Origin of the sequence: Stenotrophomonas sp. Ste96 (genome assembly GCF_024519495.1) — a bacterium.
Classification (GTDB): domain Bacteria; phylum Pseudomonadota; class Gammaproteobacteria; order Xanthomonadales; family Xanthomonadaceae; genus Stenotrophomonas; species Stenotrophomonas bentonitica_A.
In genome coordinates, this window is sequence record NZ_JALJRX010000002.1 from 1 (window position 1) to 16,844 (window position 16,844).

Here is a 16,844-nt window from a genome sequence, read left to right on the forward strand (position 1 = left end):
CGGTGCTGACCGCGCCCTCCGCTCCGGCGGCGGCTGGCAACAAGGCTGGAAAGGTCCGCAGTGGCCAGCTGTATGCCTATATGAAAGACGGCGTGCGCCATTACACCAGCGCACGCCCGAGCGGGGTCGCCAGCCTCGGCCAGGTCCGCACCATCCACTACAGCTTCATCGAGCGCTGCTACGCCTGTGGCGCCAACCCGGCGGTCAACTTCGGCTCGGTACGGCTCAACACCACGGCCTACCAGAGCGAGATCGCCGCCGCGGCCCGCGAGTTCGGGGTGGAAGAGGCGGTGGTCCGCGCGATCATCCATGCCGAATCGGCCTACAACCCGACCGCGCTCAGCCGGGCCGGCGCGCAGGGGCTGATGCAGCTGATGCCGCCGACCGCGCGCCGCTTCGGGGTCAGCGATTCCTTCGATGCCTCGCAGAACATCCGCGGCGGTGTGCAGTACCTGTCCTGGCTGCTCAAGCGCTTCAACGGCGATCTCACCCTGGCCGCGGCGGGCTACAACGCCGGCGAGGGCGCGGTCGATCGCCATGGTGGCGTGCCGCCTTACAGCGAGACCCAGTATTACGTGAAGCGGGTGGCCCTGTTGGCCGACCGCTACCGCGGCGCCGTGGCCAGCCATCAATGACCCATGGCGCCGGTGGTGCCTGATGCCGTACTGTCGGGGTAATGTCGTTCCGTAGTACCGCGTTGTGTGGCCGACTTCGGTTCAGCTACACTCGCGGCTGATTCAATGTGGACTGGCCCCCACCGGTCTGCTGGCAGCCTCAAGCTACCTAAATCAATATCGGAGTGCCGGATGGCCAACGATGGGGTAAACGATCCAGTCAATACTGGACGTCGGCGGTTTCTCTCAGCAACCACTGCGGTGGTCGGAGCGGTCGGCGTCGGATTTGCAGCGGTACCGTTCATCAAGTCCTGGAATCCCAGCGCCCGCGCCAAACTGGCCGGTGCCCCGGTGATTGCCGACATCAGTGCGCTCCAGGAAGGCCAGCGTCTGGTCATGGAGTGGCGTGGACAGCCGATCTGGATCGTCAAGCGCTCCAAGGCCATCCTCGATGCGCTGCACGGACTGGACGGCCGCCTCAAGGATCCCGGATCGGGCGAGAAAGAACAGCAGCCCGAGTACGTGCTCAAGCAGAATCCCGAATTCCGCTCGATCAAGGCCGAGGTCTCGGTGCTGGTCGGGCTGTGCACCCATCTGGGCTGTTCGCCGGAAATGGTCGCCGAGATCCGCCCCGAGCCCTACGACCCCCAGTGGAAGGGAGGCTACTTCTGCCCCTGCCACAAGTCGCGCTTCGACATGTCCGGTCGCGTGTTCAAGGATGTTCCGGCACCGATCAACCTGCTGGTGCCGCCGCACCATTACCAGGACGACAACACCATCATCATCGGCGTTGATCCGCAGGGGGCGGCTTGATCATGGCCAATATCCTTTCCCGCACCGCCACCGGCGTCGCCGACTGGGTCAACGCACGCGCGCCGGGCCTGATGCCGGTCTACCGCAAGCACGTCACCGAGTACTACGCGCCGAAGAACTTCAACATCTGGTACTACTTCGGCTCGCTCGCGCTGCTGATCCTGGTCAACCAGATCGTCACCGGCATCTTCCTGACGATGCACTACAAGACGAACGCGGCCGAAGCGTTCGCCTCCATCGAATACATCATGCGGGACGTGGAGTGGGGCTGGCTGATCCGCTACATGCACTCCACCGGTGCCTCGCTGTTCTTCATCGTGGTCTACCTGCACATGTTCCGCGGGCTGCTCTACGGCAGTTACCAGAAGCCGCGCGAGCTGGTCTGGATCCTCGGCATGCTGATCTACCTGGTGCTGATGGCCGAAGCCTTCATGGGCTACGTGCTGCCATGGGGCCAGATGTCGTTCTGGGGCGCGAAGGTGATCATCTCGCTGTTCGGTGCGATCCCGGTGATCGGCACCGGCCTGACCGAATGGATCATGGGCGACTACCTGCCCAGCGACGCCACCCTCAACCGCTTCTTCGCCCTGCACGTGATCGCCCTGCCGCTGGTGCTGTTGCTGCTGGTGGTGCTGCACCTGGGCGCGCTGCACGAGGTGGGCTCCAACAACCCGGACGGCGTGGAGATCAAGAAGGGGCCGAAGGGCAACCGCTGGTCGGCCATCGCGCCTACCGACGGCATTCCCTTCCACCCGTACTACACGCTCAAGGATGCGGTCGGCGCCGGCTTCCTGCTGATCATTGCCGCCTTCATCATCTTCTTCGCGCCGGCCTTCGGCGGCCTGTTCCTGGAGCACGACAACTTCACCGAGGCCAACCGCCTGGTGACACCCGAGCACATCAAGCCGGTCTGGTACTACACCCCGTACTACGCGATGTTGCGCGTGGTGCCCAACAAGCTCGGCGGCGTGATCGTGATGTTCTCGGCGATCGCCATCCTGTTCCTGGTGCCGTGGCTGGATCGCGCGCGGGTGAAGTCCTACCGCTACCGCGGCCTGCTCTCGCGCGGTCTGCTGGGCATGTTCGCGGTGTGCTTCGTGTGGCTGGGCGTGATCGGCTCCGGCCCGGGTACGGATGCGCACGAGACCTACATCGGGCGCGTGCTGACCTTCCTGTACTTTGCCTTCTTCATCACCATGCCGCTATGGACCAAGCTGGACAGGACCAAGCCGGTACCGGACCGGGTGACCACGCATGACTGACCACTGGATTGTCCGGCTGGCCTGCGCGGCCGCCCTGATGCTCGGTGTCGCGGTGGCCGATGCCGCCGAAGGCGCCAAGACCCTGCAGGCCGGCAACGACCTCAGCGACCGTGCGTCGCTGCAGCGTGGCGCACAGCTCTACATGAACTACTGCTCAGGCTGCCACGCGCTCAAATACCTGCGCTACTCGCGCATGGCCGCCGATCTCGGGCTGAGCGAAGAAGAGGTCATGAACAACCTCAACTTCACCGGTACGCCGGTCGGTGAGCCGATCCCGGTGACGATGCCCAAGGCGCAGGCGGAAAAGTGGTTCGGCAAGATGCCGCCGGACCTGAGCCTGATCTCGCGGGTGCGGGGCAGTGACTGGGTCTACACCTACCTCAAGTCGTTCTACCTCGATCCCACGCGTCCGCTGGGGTGGAACAACACCGTGTTCCCGAATGCCTCCATGCCCAACCCGCTGTGGGAAATGCAGGGGCTCCAGCACGCCGTGCACGGCAAGCCGGAGAATCCCGGCGAAGACCCGCCGGTGGTCGGCCTGAAGATCGAACAGCCCGGCAACATCGATGCCGGCCAATACGACCAGGCGGTGCGCGACATCACCAATTTCCTGGAGTATGCCGGTGAGCCGGCCGCCCTGAAGCGGCAGAAGCTGGGGGTATGGGTGATCCTGTTCCTGGCACTGCTCACCTTCCTGGCCTATCTGCTCAAGAAGGAATACTGGAAGGACGTCCACTGAGCGGTCCGGCGCCTTCCCGCGGCGATCGTTCCCCAGGTGGGACGATCGACCTATTGGCTTTTGTGATGTGCGGTTGCACACTCGGGTACTGTGACGACCGTCAGCAATGGGCTGGCGGCGCCGATACGACCGGCGGTTACCGGACGTTGGAGAGCCTTTGATGGCGGCGAGCGTACGCATGCGGAATACCCTGACGCTGTTTTCCTCGAACGACGATGTCCTGTGCCATCGCGTACGGCTGGTACTGGCGGCCAAGGGCGTCACTTATGACTCCGTGCCGGTCGACCCGCAGAACCCGCCCGAAGATCTCATCGATCTCAATCCGTATCACTCCGTGCCCACCCTGGTGGAACGCGAGCTGGTGCTGTACGCGGCCTCGGTGGTCAGCGAGTACCTGGACGAGCGCTATCCGCACCCGCCGCTGATGCCGGTCGATCCGCTCTCGCGGGCCCGCATCCGCCTGGCGATGCTGCGCATCGAACACGACTGGGTGCCGCAGGTGCAGGCCATCCAGCTGGGCAACAAGACCCAGGCCGAGGCCGGGCGCAAACGTCTCAAGGAACTGCTGACCAGCGCGGTGCCGCTGTTCAAGGCCAGCAAGTTCTTCCTCAATCCGGAAATGAGCCTGGCCGACTGCGCGATGGCGCCGATCATCTGGCGGCTGCAGGCGCTGGACGTGCCGTTGCCGAAGGATGGCAAATCGATCGAAGACTACGGCAACCGCATTTTCCGGCACCCGGGCTTCATCCGCAGCCTGACCGATCAGGAAAAGAAGCTGCGCGATCTGCCGGTCTGATCGGCAGGGGCGAGTGCCGCGTGCGGCACGGCTGTACTGAACGAAATCGCGGTGCCGGTACGCGCCATGGCTGACCTGCGGGTGGGCGGGCGCGTACACTTGCATCAGGCAATCCGGATCAAGAGCAGCCGAGCACGGCTCGGCTCTACCACATGACAGAAGACACTTTTCGCATGACCAGCCACCGCCCGTACCTGTTGCGGGCCCTGGTGGAATGGATCAATGACAACGACCTGACGCCGCACATCCTGGTCGACGCCGGCATGCCCGGCGTGCAGGTTCCGCAGAGCGCGGTCAAGGACGGTCGCGTCGTGCTGAACATCGCCGAGCGCGCCGTGGTACGCCTGCATATCGACAATGAGAGCGTGAGCTTCTCGGCCCGTTTCTCCGGCACCAGTTACCCGGTGCAGGTGCCGATCTCGGCCGTGCTGGCGGTGTATGCCCGCGAGACCGGGCAGGGCATGGCGCTGCCCGATGACATCCCCGGCCATGAGCCGGGCCCGGACGACGAGCTGCCGCCGGACGATTCACCGACGCCGCCGGACGACGCACCGCCCAAGCCCAGCGGTCGCCCGCATCTGCGGGTGGTCAAATAAGACACACAATGGCCGCCGCAAGGCGGCCATTTTCATGGGTAGAGCCGACCGTTGGTCGGCTGCTCTCCGCAGCCATCGGCGGCAACGACCCGGTAGAGCCGACCGTTGGTCGGCTGCTCTCCACGCCCATCGAAGGCCACGGCCAACCGCAGCCGACCAACGGTCGGCTCTACCGGGGTCAGACGTCTTCGGCGTCGCGGGTATCGATATCGCGCCGGATCTCGCTGATCCGCGCCGCCGACGGCCCCACGAAGGTGATCAGCTGATCGCCGCGCAGCACCATGCGCCCGCTGTGGCGGTCCACGCCATCGTGCGAGTACTCGAACTTGAAGGTGCGCTCCCAGCCCAGCCAGCCATTGTCCTTGCGGCATACGCGCAGGCCGGTGGCATGCACGCTCTGGTCCAGCCACTGCACGTCGGCTGCGCGGCAGGCGTTGCGCCCGAGCACGCCGGCGCGTTCGGCGGCGGCACGCGAGGAATTCCAGAAGGCGTAGGCGAACGCGCCGGCAATCATCAACAGGATCAAACTGGGCATCGGTGACTCGGCGCGGTCAGGGAGGTCGGTGACTCCAAGATGGCGACGAACGCGGCGCGGATCAAGCCATGCGCCTGATCATGATCAGGGTGTGCGGGGTGGCGGGACCGGAAGGGGCGTTGGCGTTGGAGTTCGAGTTGGATTGGGATTCGGACTCGGATCCGCGTTCGGGACCGGCGGGCGGGGCGGCACCACGGTGGGGGCCCGCATCGGTGCCTGGGAAGCCGGCGATGCCATCGGCGGTGCCGTGGCACCAGCACCGGCAGCGGGCGGGGTCACCGGGTCCGGGGTGACCGTCGGCATCGGCGCGGGCGCGGTGGCCACCAGTTTCAGCAGGGCGGCCCAATCCTGGCGATTGAAGCTGCACTCCTCTTCGCGGCCGGGCGTGCAGCCCAGGTCCATGCCGTCGCTCGCCGTGGCTTTGGCCGGCGGCAGCTCGATCCGGCCACTGCGGTCCAGCGAGAGCTTGCGCATCGCCACGGTGTTCATGACGTTGCCGCCGATCAGATACAGCGTGCGGTCACCGCCCATGTTGGCCGCGATGACCACTTCGCAGTGCGATTTCCAGTGCGTGACCGAGCCGTTGGACAGCGACTGGACCAGGCCGCTGTAGCTCAGCGTTTCACGCCGGTCGCGGAGGTAGCACAGCAGGTCGCCGGGTGCAGGCTTCTCCTGCGCGGGATCGGCCATGCGGTACGGACCACTGTTCTGGAAGGCGGCCCGGATATAGTCGATGTGTCGGGGCGAACGGGTAAAGCCGGGTACCGAGGCGCGGGTCATGACCCATGAGATGAAGGCCGCCGACCATGGGTTGTCGATCAGGAAAGCACGGCAATCGGTATCGGTATAGCGCGTACCCGGCGGGGCCATGCAGCTCGATGCGCCGGGCTGGCTCCCCATCGGCGACAACGTGCCGCTCTGCCGCCAGTACCCGACCACGCGCTGCCAGGCGACCAGGCCGTTGTCGGCCAGGTGGACGTCCTCGGCTTCGGTGACGCTCAGGCTGGCCGCGCGTCCATCGCGGTCGATGAAGGGCCGATACCAGAGGCGATGTTCAGTGCAGGCGGTCCGGACGATGTTGATCGCCACCGGGCTGAGTCCGAAGCGCGGGGGCACATCGCAGACCTCGGCTGCGGATGCCTGGAGCGGCAGCAGCGCGAGCAGGGGAGACAGGCAGGCGAGAAGCGGCAGGCAGCGCATGCGTGCATTCCAGATGGGGGCAGACGCAGCCTCGCAGACCGCATCTGCCCATACCGTGAAAGCGGGGAGGCATCGCCCGTGGATCGGCACGCGCTTCAGCCGGGGGGCGGGCCCAGTTTCAACGACAGGTCGATCGCCTGCACGTGCTTGGTCACCCCGCCGATGGAGATGCAGTCCACGCCGTCCTCGGCGATCGCGCGCAGCCCGTCCAGGCCGACGCTGCCGGAGACTTCCAGCGGAATCCGCCCGGCCGCGATGCGCACGGCCTCGCGCCGGGTGGCGGCATCGAAGTCATCGATCAGGATGCGGGTGCAGCCCACCTCCAGCGCCTCGCGCAGCTGGTCCAGGTCTTCAACCTCGACCACCAGCGGCAACGCCGGCCACTGCACGCGCGCTGCCTGCACCGCCGCGGTCAGCGAGCCGGCCGCGCGGATGTGGTTTTCCTTGAGCATGACCGTGTCGAACAGGCCCAGGCGGTGGTTGTCACCGCCGCCACAGCGCACCGCGTACTTCTGCGCGACGCGCAGGCCGGGCAGCGTCTTGCGGGTGTCCAGGATCCGCGCGCCGGTGCCGGCCACCGCCGCGACGTACTGCGCGGTGGTGGTCGCCGTGCCCGACAGGGTCTGCAGGAAATTCAGCGAGGTGCGTTCGGCGCTCACCAGGCTGCGGTTGCGGCCCTGCAGGAGGGCCAGCACGGTGCCGGCGGCGACACGGTCGCCCTCGGCCACGCGCCAGTCGATCCGCACCTGCGGATCCAGCGCCTTGTGGGTCGCATCGAACCAGGGGCGGCCGGCGATCACCGCGTCCTGCTTGCACAGCAGGTAGGCAGTGTCGGGGCGGTCCGGAAGCAGGGCGGCGGTGACATCACCGCTGCCGATGTCCTCGGCCAGTGCACGGGCCACATCGGCGGCCACCAGGGCGGCCTCGGGGGCCGGCACGGGGAGGTGGCTCATTTTTCCGGGAAATCGGCGATCTGGGCGGTGGCAATGGCCTCTTCGGCCAGCAGCACCGGGATGCCATCGTCCACGCGGAACACCTGCTTGCGGTCGCGGGTCAGCAGGGCCTCGCGCAGCGTCTGCGCCTGCGGGCTGCCATCGGCCTTGAGCACGGCGCCGCTGCCGATCGCGCGGTTGAGCGCGTCCAGACCGGTGGCATCGAGCAGGGACAGGGGCTGGCGCGTATCGGGCGAGCACAGGAGGTCGAGCAGCTTGCGATCCATGGATTCTTCGTCTTGCGTGGAAGACGGCTAGAATACGTCTTTAAGGCAGGTGACGGCCAATGACCCTCAACCAAACCGCGCCGCTCGTCGGCATCGTCATGGGTTCCCGCTCGGATTGGGAAACCATGCAGCACGCCGCCCAGAAGCTGGATTCGCTGGGTGTTCCCTATGAAGTGAAAGTGGTCTCGGCGCACCGCACGCCGGACGTGCTGTTCACCTACGCCGAGCAGGCGGGCCAGCGTGGCCTGCGCGCGATCATCGCCGGTGCCGGCGGGGCCGCGCACCTGCCGGGCATGATCGCCGCCAAGACCGCCGTGCCGGTGCTGGGCGTGCCGGTGCAGTCCAAGGCCCTGAACGGCATGGATTCGCTGCTCTCGATCGTGCAGATGCCGGCCGGCATCCCGGTCGCCACCTTCGCCATCGGCAACGCCGGCGCTTCCAACGCGGCGCTGTTCGCCGCGGCGATGCTGGCCTCGGACCAGCCGGCGATCGGCGAGGCGCTGGAGGCCTTCCGCGCCCGCCAGACCGAAGACGTCATGGCCCACGACGACCCGCGTCAATGAGCGTCAGGACCGTTGGCATTCTGGGCGGCGGTCAGCTCGCCCGCATGATGGTCCTGGCCGGTGCGCCGATGGGGCTGCGCTTCGAGCTGTTCGATCCGGCCGCCGATGCCTGTGGCGGCCAGGTCGCGCCACTGCAGGTGGCCGCGTTCGAGGATGAGGCGGCCCTGGCCGCGTTCGCCGCCCGCGTGGACGTGGTGACCTTCGATTTCGAGAACGTGCCGGCGCGCAGCGCCAAGTTCCTGGCCGAGCGCGTACCGGTGCATCCCCATCCGGATGCGCTGGCGGTGGCCCAGGACCGGCTCAGCGAGAAGACCCTGTTCCAGTCGCTGGGCATCCCGCTGCCAGCCTTCGCCGATATCCGCAGCCGTGACGAACTGGCCGCCAAGGTCGCCGAGTTCGGCATGCCCTGCATCGTCAAGACCCGCCGCCTGGGCTATGACGGCAAGGGCCAGTTCCGGATCCGCAGCGCCGCCGATATCGACGCGGCCTGGGACTCCCTCGGCAGCCAGGTCGACAAGACCGGGTTGATCCTGGAGGGTTTCGTCGCCTTCGATCGCGAGGTCAGCGTGGTGGCGGTACGGGCGCAGGACGGCGAGTTCCGCGCCTGGCCGATCACCGGCAACTGGCACGTCAACGGCGTGCTCTCGGCCAGCCTGGCGCCGGCGCAGCTGTCAGCGGCGCAGCACGAGGCGGCCATCGGCTACGCACGCACCCTGGCCGAGCGGCTGGACTATGTCGGCGTGTTCGCGCTGGAGCTGTTCTGCCGTGGCGATGAGCTGCTGGCCAACGAGATGGCCCCGCGCGTGCACAACTCCGGCCACTGGACCATCGAAGGCAGCGAGACCTCGCAGTTCGAAAACCACCTGCGCGCCGTGCTGGGCCTGCCGCTGGGCGATACGCGCATGCTGGGTCATGCCTGCATGCTCAACTGGATCGGGCAGATGCCGGAGGCCAACGCCGTGCTCGCGCAGGCCAGCGGCCATTGGCACGATTACGGCAAGCAGGCCCGGGACGGGCGCAAGGTTGGCCATGCCACGCTGCGTGATGACGATGCGGCGGTGCTGGCCGATGCATTGGAACGTGTCGGTGGGCAGCTTGATCGCGGCGAGCAGGTCGCGCGGGTGATCGAGATCCTGCGCGGTTAGAGGTCCGGTAGTGCCGGCCGCTGGCCAGCTCCCGCGGTGCAAGGTACAAGGGGAGTCGGCCAGCGGCCGGCACTACCTGCCAGGGCGCATGACCGGGACGCACGACCAACGGCCGTGCGCTGCCGGGCATCAGTCGCGCAGCTGCGCGGTAACGAAGTCCCAGTTCACCAGTTTCCAGAACGCCTCCAGATAGCGCGCGCGCTCATTCTGGTAGTCGGGGTAATACGCGTGCTCCCACACATCGCAGGCCAGCAGCGGGGTGCTCTCGCCGGTAAGGGGCGTGCCCGCATTGCGCGTCACCTGGATCGCCAGTGCGCCGTTGGGATGCTGTACCAGCCACACCCAGCCTGAGCCGAACAGGCTCAACGCCGCCCGGTCGAACGCCTCGCGCAGCCGTTTGGCATCGCCGAAATGACGGGTCACCAGTTCGCCCAGCCGACCCTGCGGCTCGCCACCGGCGCGCGGGTGCAGGCAGTGGAAATAGAACTGGTGGTTCCAGGCCTGGGCTGCGGCATCGAACAGGCTGCCCTGGCTCTGGCGGACGATGTCCTCCAGTGGCAGCTCGGCCAGTTCCGTGCCTTCGATACGTGCGTTGACCGTGTCCAGATAGCCGCGCAGGTGCCGCCCGTGATGCAGGTCCAGCGTCTGCGCCGACAGGTGGGGTTGCAGGGCGGTGCGGTCGTAGGGGAGGCGAGGCAGTTCGAGGGGCATGGGCACGACAGATTGGGAAGGGAAAGCGCCGCGCGATCGCGGATCGGCATCAGTGTGGCCGATGGCAGGGTGCCCACCACGCGAAGGTAGGGCATACAATGGCGGCCAGGGAAGTCTATCCGACCGGTGAGGCCGGGTTGTCCCATTGGAGGGAGAGTCGTTGTGGCGGTGATGCAGCAGATCCAGTCCGAAGTCGAACGTTACCCCCTCGTGTTGTTCATGAAGGGCACTCCGCAATATCCCATGTGCGGCTTTTCCAGCCGTGCCATCCAGGCATTGATGGCCGCCGGCGCGATCGCGCTGCGCACGGTCAACGTGCTGGAAGAACCCGAGATCCGCGCCAACCTGCCGCGCTTCTCCAACCTGCCGACCTTCCCGCAGCTGTTCATCCACGGCGAGCTGATCGGTGGCTGCGACATCGTGCTGGAGCTGTTCGAATCCGGCGAGCTCAAGCGGATCGTCGAAGAGGCCTCCCAGCCGTGAGCGCGGTCCCGTCCGCGGTGGTCGGGACCGGATCGCTCGCCGATCGCGTCATTCTCATCGCCGGGGCCGGGGGAGGCTTTGGCAGCGCCGCAGCCGTGGCCTGCGCGCAGGCCGGGGCAACCGTGGTCCTGCTGGGGCGCAAACCGCGCCGCCTGGACCGGGTCTATGCCGCCGTCGAGGCAGCCGGTCCCGAGCCGCTGCTGTATCCGCTGGATCTGGAAGGGGCTACCCCCGACGATTACGCGACCCTGGCCGAACGCCTGCAATCCGAACTTGGCCACCTGGATGGGGTGCTCTACTGTGCGGCCGATTTCGCCGGGCTGACCCCGTTCGAGCTGGCTGACCCGGCCGCCTTCGCCCGCGCCGTGCACGTGAACCTGACCGCGCCGGCCTGGCTGGCCCAGGCCTGCCTGCCGCTGCTGCGCCAGAGCGACGATGCCGCGCTGGTGTTCACCGTGGACGATCCGGCACGGGTGGGGCAGGCCTATTGGGGGGGCTACGGCGCCGCCCAGCACGGCCTGCGTGGGCTGATCGCCTCGCTGCATGACGAACTCGGCCGCAGCCCGGTCCGGGTCAGTGGCCTGCAGCCGGGCCCGATGCGCACGGCCCTGCGCGCCCGTGCATTCTCGCTGGATGAGGACCGCACCGCCCGTGACCCGGCCGAGTGTGCCGCCGCCGCGGTCCTGCTGTTGTCCGCTGCCGGCGCGGCGTATCGCGGCCAGATTCTCGACGCCTGAGCGCGGCAAAGGCGTCACCGCTGGCGCGAACGTGCCCCGGGCCTCCTCAACGTGCCCAGAGCCTCCTGAATGTGTCCCGGGCCTATAGGTAGTGCCGGCCGCTGGCCGGCTCCCCAGCCAACCCGCAGAACGCCAACCGGACACCGCTGAGGCCCTCGGTAGCCCGCATTCAGCCGGTCACAATCAAATGTGAAGATGGCGTCATGATCCCGTTGTGATGGCGTGTGTTTTGTCGCCAAACCGTCACAATCCGAGGCTATCGTGTTAATCTAGTGTTAACCGTTGCGGCTGAAACCAGCTCGCGGCTAGGGAACCCAGATAAAAGTCCAGTCAGCCGCCAGCAAGGCTGCTTGGGCGCGTTTTTTTCTCCGCCATCGCCAATCTCGCATCGAGGCTACTCCCCAATGACCCACTCCCGTTGTCTCCGGATGTCCAAGCTCACGCTTGGTCTCGTGGCTGCACTTGCCGCCGCTCCCGCCTTCGCCCAGAGCACCTCTTCCGGTGTGGGCGGTCAGGTCACGTCGGCTGCAGGCGCGCCTGTCGTCGGTGCAGAAGTCACCATCACGCACACCGAGTCGGGCACCGTCAGCCGCGCCACGACCGATGCATCGGGTCGTTACAACGCGCGCGGCCTGCGCGTGGGTGGTCCGTACACCATCACCATCAACAAGCCGGGTGAAGGCACCAAGACGGAAGAGGGTGTGTACCTCGGCGTCAACCAGATCGGTACCGTCAATGCGGCACTGACCGGCGACCTCGCTGCAACGAACCTCGATGCCGTGCAGGTCACCGCCGTGGCCGCAGGCTCGGAAGTGTTCAGCGCCACCAAGATGGGCTCGGGCACGTCGATCAGCCAGGAAACGATCGAAGCCATGCCGTCCGTCGGCGGCAACATCCAGGACATGATGCGCCTGGACCCGCGCGTCGCTTTCGTTGACCGTGCTTCGGGCAGCATCAGCGCCGGCGGCCAGAACCCGCGCTACAACGCCGTCCGTATCGATGGCGTGTCCGCCAGCGACACCTTTGGCCTGGAAGGCAACAGCTTCCCGACCCGTCGCCAGCCGGTTTCGATGGAAGCCATCGAAGCCATCAACGTCGACCTGTCCAGCTACGACATCACCATCACCGGCGCCACCGGCGCTGTGGTGGATGCCGTGACCAAGTCGGGTACCAATGAGTTCCACGGCTCGGTCTACGGCTACATGCGTGACGGCAGCTGGTTCGGTGACAACCCGGGTGGCGGCAAGTTCAACGGTTTCGAAGACGAGAAGACCTACGGCTTCACGCTGGGTGGCCCGCTGGTGAAGGACAAGCTGTTCTTCTTCGCCAACTATGAGAAGTTCGAGCAGTCCGCCCCGGGCGCCGACATCGCCGGCAGCGCCATCGGCGCCGGTACCATCACCGATGCCCAGATCGCGCAGGCCCAGCAGATCTTCCAGGAGCGCTATGGCGTGTCGGCGGGCAGCTACGACGCCGCTTCGGACACCAACCTCGAAGAGTACGCGCTGAAGCTGGACTGGAACATCACCGACAATCAGCGTGCGAGCTTCCGCTACAGCAAGCTGGAGCAGGACAAGCTGCGCATCAACGGCTACGGCCAGACCACCGGTGCCTCGATCAGCTCGTACTGGTACCAGCACGACAAGAAGATCGAGTCCTACGTCGGCCAGCTGTTCAGCGACTGGAGCGACAACTTCTCGACCGAAATCAAGGCCAGCTACCGTGATTACTCGGCCATCCGTAATCCGTCGGCTCCGGGTACTCCGGCGATCCTGATCGGTTTCGGCGGTCTGAACTCGAACCGTGAGTCGGTCGCCAACCCGACCCTGTACCTGGGTACCGAAGCCAACACCCAGTACAACGAGCTGTACACCAAGACCTGGAACTACTTCGCCTCCGGCACGCTCACCCTGGGCGACCATGACGTGAAGTTCGGTGCGGATTACAGCAAGAACGAAATCTACAACCTGTACGCACCGAACATTGACGGTTACCTGGTCTACAACGGCATCGAAGGCTTCCGTAACAACACGCCGGTGGTCAGCACCTGGCGCAACCCGGTGGACGGTGGCGTGGAGAGCCTTGCGGCCGACTACGACTACACCACCCTGGGCCTGTTCGTGCAGGACACGTGGTACGTCAACAACAACCTGACCCTGACCCTGGGCGTGCGTGCGGACAAGTACGACACCAACAAGGACACGGCCTACAACCAGCGCGCCAGCGAGTTCTTCGGTTACGACAACCGTTCGATCGGCGACAACGGCTTCCTGGTGCAGCCGCGCGTGGGCTTCAACTACACCTTCGACAGCGATCGCCCGACGCAGCTGCGCGGTGGCGTTGGCCTCTTCCGTGGTGAAGCGCCGCAGGTGTGGCTGGGCAACATCTACGCCAACAACGGCGTGAACTTCACCCAGGGCACCGATTACCCGTACAACAACCGCAACCGTCCGGCACAGCAGGTCGTGAACTTCGTCTCCGACGATTTCCGCACCCCGTCCGTGTACAAGGCCAATCTGGCGTTCGATCACGAACTGCCGTGGAACGGTCTGGTCGCATCGGCCGAGCTGCTGGTGACCAAGGTCAAGGATGGTCTGTACTTCAAGCGCCTGGAGCTGATGCAGCCGAGCTACACCGGCGGTCCGGACGGTCGCAACTTCTACTGGGGCAACGTTGCCAACGCCTCGACCTCCAAGTCGACCACCCCGAGCTGGGTGAGCGATGCCGTGCTGCTGGACAACACCGACAAGGGCCGCACCGCGCAGTTCACCGTGTCCCTGGCCAAGCCGTTCAGCCCGGACAGTGACTGGGCCTGGAACCTGGGCTACACCTATACCGATGCGAAGGAAGTTGCCAGCAACACCTCCTCGGTGGCGACCTCGAACTGGAACAACAACTACATCTTCCAGGCCAACGAGAACGCGCTTGCGCGCTCGCGTTACGAGATCCGCAACCGCATCTCGGGTTCGGTGAACTGGAAGCATGCGTTCTTCGGTGACTACGAGACCCAGGTCGGCATGTTCTATGAAGGCCGTACCGGTCGTCCGTACAGCTTCGTGTACTCCAACGACATGAACGGCGACGGCCGCACCTACAACGACCTGTTCTATGTGCCGAAGGGTCGTGGCGACGTGCTGTTCACCGGCGGTGCCGCCATGGAAGAAGCCTTCTTCGCATGGATGGAGAACAATGCACAGCTGAACCGTTACGCCGGCCAGGTGACCCCGCAGAACTCGGCTCGCGCCGGTTGGGTCAACACCTTTGACGTGCGTATCACCCAGCAGTTGCCGGGCTTCATGAAGGGCCACAAGTCCGAAATCTGGCTCGATATCCAGAACGTGGGCAACCTGCTCAACAAGAAGTGGGGTCGCATCGACGACTTCGGCTTCTATGCTGACCAGGGCATCGCCAACTTCCGCGGCATCGACCCGACCACTGGCAAGTACCTGTACGAGTTCCGTGCAGAGCGCCAGGGCAACACGAGCGCCACCGTGACCGACAGCGCCTTCGCCAACGCGGACGCCGACGGTTTCAACACCGGTGTGTCGCAGTGGTCGCTGCAGCTGGGCTTCCGCTACAAGTTCTGATGCGTCGGACCTAGTGGATGATTGAAAAGCGGCCGGGGTAACCCGGTCGCTTTTTTTTGTCTGTCAGGACGGGGGCGGCTGGAGCGCCCCAGTCTCCATCGGCCGCCCCACTGAGTGTTGTGCTGGGTAGTGCATGCCTGTATATTCAGTTGGTTGCGCGGAAATCAGTGCAATTGCGACGGCCCAGTGCCCCTGTCGCGGTCAGGACACATCCAAACGGTCGGGTTTCCCGGCCGTTTTGCTTTTTAAGGGGGCAGCGGTACAGTCGGTAACCTTGAGGAAAGCGAACAAGATGGACATGACGATCAACGAAAAGCCGGCGCGTACGCTGCCGGTGCAGGACGCGCGGATCTACCCGCGCGGTGGGCTGGATGTGTTGTCGCGCGCTGAAGTGGCACGCCTGCGCGACGCCTCCGGCGGCGGCATGCACGAGCTGCTGCGCCGCTGCGCGCTGGCCGTGCTGACCAGCGGCAGCGCCTCGGACGATCCGCGCGCGGCGCGCGATCTGTATCCCGATTTCGATATCCAGGTGGCGCAGCAGGACCGCGGCGTGCGCATCGATCTGGTCAACGCCCCGGCGATGGCCTTCGTCGATGGCGAGATCATCCGCGGCGTGGCCGAGCTGTTGTTCGCGGTGGTCCGCGATCTGGCCTACATGGCCATCGAGATGGGCCCGGCCTACGCGGCGGAGCTGGAATCTTCGGAAGGCATTACCAACGCGGTGTTCGGGCTGCTGCGCAATGCGCGCATCCTCAACCCCGGCGACCCGAACCTGGTCGTCTGCTGGGGCGGTCATTCCATTGGTCGCGATGAGTATCTGTACACCAAGCAGGTCGGCTACGAGCTGGGCCTGCGCGGGCTGGATATCTGCACCGGCTGCGGTCCGGGCGCGATGAAGGGCCCGATGAAGGGCGCCACCATCGCCCATGCCAAGCAGCGCAAGACCACCACGCGCTACATCGGCCTGACCGAGCCGGGCATCATCGCCGCCGAGTCGCCGAACCCGATCGTGAACCATCTGGTGATCATGCCGGACATCGAGAAGCGTCTGGAAGCGTTCGTGCGCATCGGCCACGGCATCATCGTGTTCGCCGGTGGCGTCGGCACCGCCGAGGAGATCCTGTACCTGCTGGGCATCCTGCTGCGCGAAGAGAACAAGGACCTGCCGTTCCCGCTGATCCTGACCGGCCCGACCGTGGCCGCACCGTACTTCGAGCAGATCGACCGCTTCATCCGCCTCACCCTGGGTGAAGAGGCCGCCAGCCGCTACGAGATCATCATCGGCGACCCGGTCAACGTCGCCCGCAAGATGGCCCAGGGTATCAAGCGCGTGCGCGAGCACCGCCTGGCGCAGAAGGATTCGTTCTTCTTCAACTGGTCCATCGAGATTCCGTGGGAGTACCAGCAGCCGTTCGTGCCGACCCACGAGGCGATGGCGTCGCTGGACCTGCACCACGGCCGTCCGCCACATGCCCTGGCGGCCGACCTGCGCCGCGCGTTCTCCGGCATCGTGGCCGGCAACGTGAAGGAAGATGGCATGCGCCGCATCGAGCAGTTCGGCCCGTTCGAAATCCACGGCGATGCGGACATGATGCAGGCCCTGGATGAACTGCTGCGCGCCTTCGTCGAGCAGCGCCGGATGAAGATCTCCGGCGAGTACCAACCCTGCTACAAGGTCATGGCCTGAGGGTCTGACCGGGCCGGCGGAGGGCAGGGGCCCCTGCCGGTTCTCGATCTGCGTCAACCCATTGACGCCTGTCGCCTCCGGGCGACCGTTCGTCCTGCCGCCGCTTGCTGATCGGCGGCGGGGCGTTCATCTTCTGTGTCATCAACGCTGGGGAGCG

The 16,844-nt window shown here is 65.9% G+C and carries 17 protein-coding genes; 12 read left to right on the plus strand and 5 right to left on the minus strand.

Features of this window, described 5'->3' with window-relative positions; all coding sequences use genetic code 11:
- From OC373_RS06725 to OC373_RS06750, 6 genes are all read left to right on the plus strand, one after another.
- Positions 1–635: lytic transglycosylase domain-containing protein (locus OC373_RS06725; protein ID WP_261997341.1), on the plus strand; the 635-nt coding region annotated here is incomplete at its 5' end.
- Between the two features lie 171 nt (positions 636–806).
- Entirely contained in the window at positions 807–1,427 is a 621-nt protein-coding gene (gene petA / locus OC373_RS06730) for a ubiquinol-cytochrome c reductase iron-sulfur subunit (RefSeq protein WP_070426998.1), read from the plus strand.
- A 2-nt stretch (positions 1,428–1,429) separates the two neighbouring features.
- The gene (locus tag OC373_RS06735) at positions 1,430–2,689 is read left to right on the plus strand and encodes a cytochrome bc complex cytochrome b subunit (protein WP_019186260.1); all 1,260 of its coding nucleotides are present in this window, start codon (positions 1,430–1,432) and stop codon (positions 2,687–2,689) included.
- On the plus strand, positions 2,682–3,428 hold the full coding sequence (locus OC373_RS06740; RefSeq protein ID WP_019186261.1) for a cytochrome c1: 747 nt from the start codon (positions 2,682–2,684) through the stop codon (positions 3,426–3,428). Before OC373_RS06735 ends, OC373_RS06740 begins: the two co-directional genes overlap by 8 nt.
- Positions 3,429–3,588: 160 nt before the next feature.
- Positions 3,589–4,224 carry a glutathione S-transferase N-terminal domain-containing protein gene (locus OC373_RS06745; protein ID WP_019186262.1) on the plus strand — a complete coding sequence of 212 codons (636 nt, stop codon included), beginning with the start codon at positions 3,589–3,591 and terminating at the stop codon, positions 4,222–4,224.
- A gap of 152 nt (positions 4,225–4,376) precedes the next feature.
- Positions 4,377–4,820: a ClpXP protease specificity-enhancing factor gene (locus OC373_RS06750; RefSeq protein ID WP_019186263.1), complete on the plus strand. Its 444-nt coding sequence runs from the start codon at positions 4,377–4,379 to the stop codon at positions 4,818–4,820.
- Between the two features lie 178 nt (positions 4,821–4,998).
- Here OC373_RS06750 and OC373_RS06755 read toward each other — a convergent pair whose 3' ends face one another.
- The 4 genes from OC373_RS06755 to OC373_RS06770 form a co-directional block, all read right to left on the minus strand.
- Complete coding sequence (locus OC373_RS06755) at positions 4,999–5,355, minus strand: DUF3301 domain-containing protein (RefSeq protein WP_019186192.1); 357 nt, start codon at positions 5,353–5,355, stop codon at positions 4,999–5,001.
- Between the two features lie 84 nt (positions 5,356–5,439).
- Complete coding sequence (locus OC373_RS06760; RefSeq protein ID WP_261997342.1) at positions 5,440–6,555, minus strand: DUF2272 domain-containing protein; 1,116 nt, start codon at positions 6,553–6,555, stop codon at positions 5,440–5,442.
- Positions 6,556–6,650: 95 nt separating this feature from the next.
- A complete protein-coding gene (gene nadC, locus OC373_RS06765) occupies positions 6,651–7,508 on the minus strand; it encodes a carboxylating nicotinate-nucleotide diphosphorylase (RefSeq protein ID WP_261997343.1) in 858 nt (285 codons plus the stop codon).
- On the minus strand, positions 7,505–7,774 hold the full coding sequence (locus OC373_RS06770) for a Trm112 family protein (RefSeq protein ID WP_019186189.1): 270 nt from the start codon (positions 7,772–7,774) through the stop codon (positions 7,505–7,507). Before OC373_RS06770 ends, nadC begins: the two co-directional genes overlap by 4 nt.
- Before the next feature lie 59 nt (positions 7,775–7,833).
- On the opposite strand from OC373_RS06770, the gene purE reads away from it, so the two are divergent.
- Together purE and OC373_RS06780 are read left to right on the plus strand one after the other, a co-directional pair.
- The gene (purE, locus tag OC373_RS06775) at positions 7,834–8,337 is read left to right on the plus strand and encodes a 5-(carboxyamino)imidazole ribonucleotide mutase (RefSeq protein ID WP_019186188.1); all 504 of its coding nucleotides are present in this window, start codon (positions 7,834–7,836) and stop codon (positions 8,335–8,337) included.
- Entirely contained in the window at positions 8,334–9,482 is a 1,149-nt protein-coding gene (locus tag OC373_RS06780) for a 5-(carboxyamino)imidazole ribonucleotide synthase (protein WP_261997344.1), read from the plus strand. The genes purE and OC373_RS06780 overlap by 4 nt, the downstream gene beginning before the upstream one ends.
- A 129-nt stretch (positions 9,483–9,611) precedes the next feature.
- Here the strand turns inward: OC373_RS06780 and OC373_RS06785 are convergent, their stop codons facing one another.
- A complete protein-coding gene (locus OC373_RS06785; RefSeq protein ID WP_261997345.1) occupies positions 9,612–10,193 on the minus strand; it encodes a Fe-Mn family superoxide dismutase in 582 nt (193 codons plus the stop codon).
- A gap of 162 nt (positions 10,194–10,355) precedes the next feature.
- On the opposite strand from OC373_RS06785, the gene grxD reads away from it, so the two are divergent.
- The 4 genes from grxD (at position 10,356) to ppnN (ending at position 16,687) form a co-directional block, all read left to right on the plus strand.
- A complete protein-coding gene (grxD, locus tag OC373_RS06790; protein WP_019186185.1) occupies positions 10,356–10,676 on the plus strand; it encodes a Grx4 family monothiol glutaredoxin in 321 nt (106 codons plus the stop codon).
- Positions 10,673–11,413 (plus strand): SDR family NAD(P)-dependent oxidoreductase, encoded by a 741-nt coding sequence (locus OC373_RS06795; protein ID WP_261997346.1) that lies wholly within the window; start codon positions 10,673–10,675, stop codon positions 11,411–11,413. The genes grxD and OC373_RS06795 overlap by 4 nt, the downstream gene beginning before the upstream one ends.
- 428 nt (positions 11,414–11,841) lie before the next feature.
- On the plus strand, positions 11,842–15,000 hold the full coding sequence (locus OC373_RS06800; protein ID WP_037554124.1) for a TonB-dependent receptor: 3,159 nt from the start codon (positions 11,842–11,844) through the stop codon (positions 14,998–15,000).
- A 298-nt stretch (positions 15,001–15,298) separates the two neighbouring features.
- Positions 15,299–16,687: a nucleotide 5'-monophosphate nucleosidase PpnN gene (gene ppnN / locus OC373_RS06805; protein ID WP_026070247.1), complete on the plus strand. Its 1,389-nt coding sequence runs from the start codon at positions 15,299–15,301 to the stop codon at positions 16,685–16,687.
- Positions 16,688–16,844 lie beyond the last annotated feature (157 nt).

Excerpts from the sequence above, each read along its gene's own strand:
- ppnN (WP_026070247.1), top strand. The coding sequence starts at position 15,299 with ATGACGATCAACGAAAAGCCGGCGCGTACGCTGCCGGTGCAGGACGCG.
- OC373_RS06785 (WP_261997345.1), bottom strand. The coding sequence starts at position 10,193 with ATGCCCCTCGAACTGCCTCGCCTCCCCTACGACCGCACCGCCCTGCAA.
- OC373_RS06740 (WP_019186261.1), top strand. The coding sequence starts at position 2,682 with ATGACTGACCACTGGATTGTCCGGCTGGCCTGCGCGGCCGCCCTGATG.
- petA (WP_070426998.1), top strand. The coding sequence starts at position 807 with ATGGCCAACGATGGGGTAAACGATCCAGTCAATACTGGACGTCGGCGG.
- purE (WP_019186188.1), top strand. The coding sequence starts at position 7,834 with ATGACCCTCAACCAAACCGCGCCGCTCGTCGGCATCGTCATGGGTTCC.
- nadC (WP_261997343.1), bottom strand. The coding sequence starts at position 7,508 with ATGAGCCACCTCCCCGTGCCGGCCCCCGAGGCCGCCCTGGTGGCCGCC.
- OC373_RS06780 (WP_261997344.1), top strand. The coding sequence starts at position 8,334 with ATGAGCGTCAGGACCGTTGGCATTCTGGGCGGCGGTCAGCTCGCCCGC.
- OC373_RS06755 (WP_019186192.1), bottom strand. The coding sequence starts at position 5,355 with ATGCCCAGTTTGATCCTGTTGATGATTGCCGGCGCGTTCGCCTACGCC.
- OC373_RS06800 (WP_037554124.1), top strand. The coding sequence starts at position 11,842 with ATGTCCAAGCTCACGCTTGGTCTCGTGGCTGCACTTGCCGCCGCTCCC.
- OC373_RS06770 (WP_019186189.1), bottom strand. The coding sequence starts at position 7,774 with ATGGATCGCAAGCTGCTCGACCTCCTGTGCTCGCCCGATACGCGCCAG.
- OC373_RS06735 (WP_019186260.1), top strand. The coding sequence starts at position 1,430 with ATGGCCAATATCCTTTCCCGCACCGCCACCGGCGTCGCCGACTGGGTC.
- OC373_RS06745 (WP_019186262.1), top strand. The coding sequence starts at position 3,589 with ATGGCGGCGAGCGTACGCATGCGGAATACCCTGACGCTGTTTTCCTCG.
- OC373_RS06760 (WP_261997342.1), bottom strand. The coding sequence starts at position 6,555 with ATGCGCTGCCTGCCGCTTCTCGCCTGCCTGTCTCCCCTGCTCGCGCTG.
- OC373_RS06750 (WP_019186263.1), top strand. The coding sequence starts at position 4,377 with ATGACAGAAGACACTTTTCGCATGACCAGCCACCGCCCGTACCTGTTG.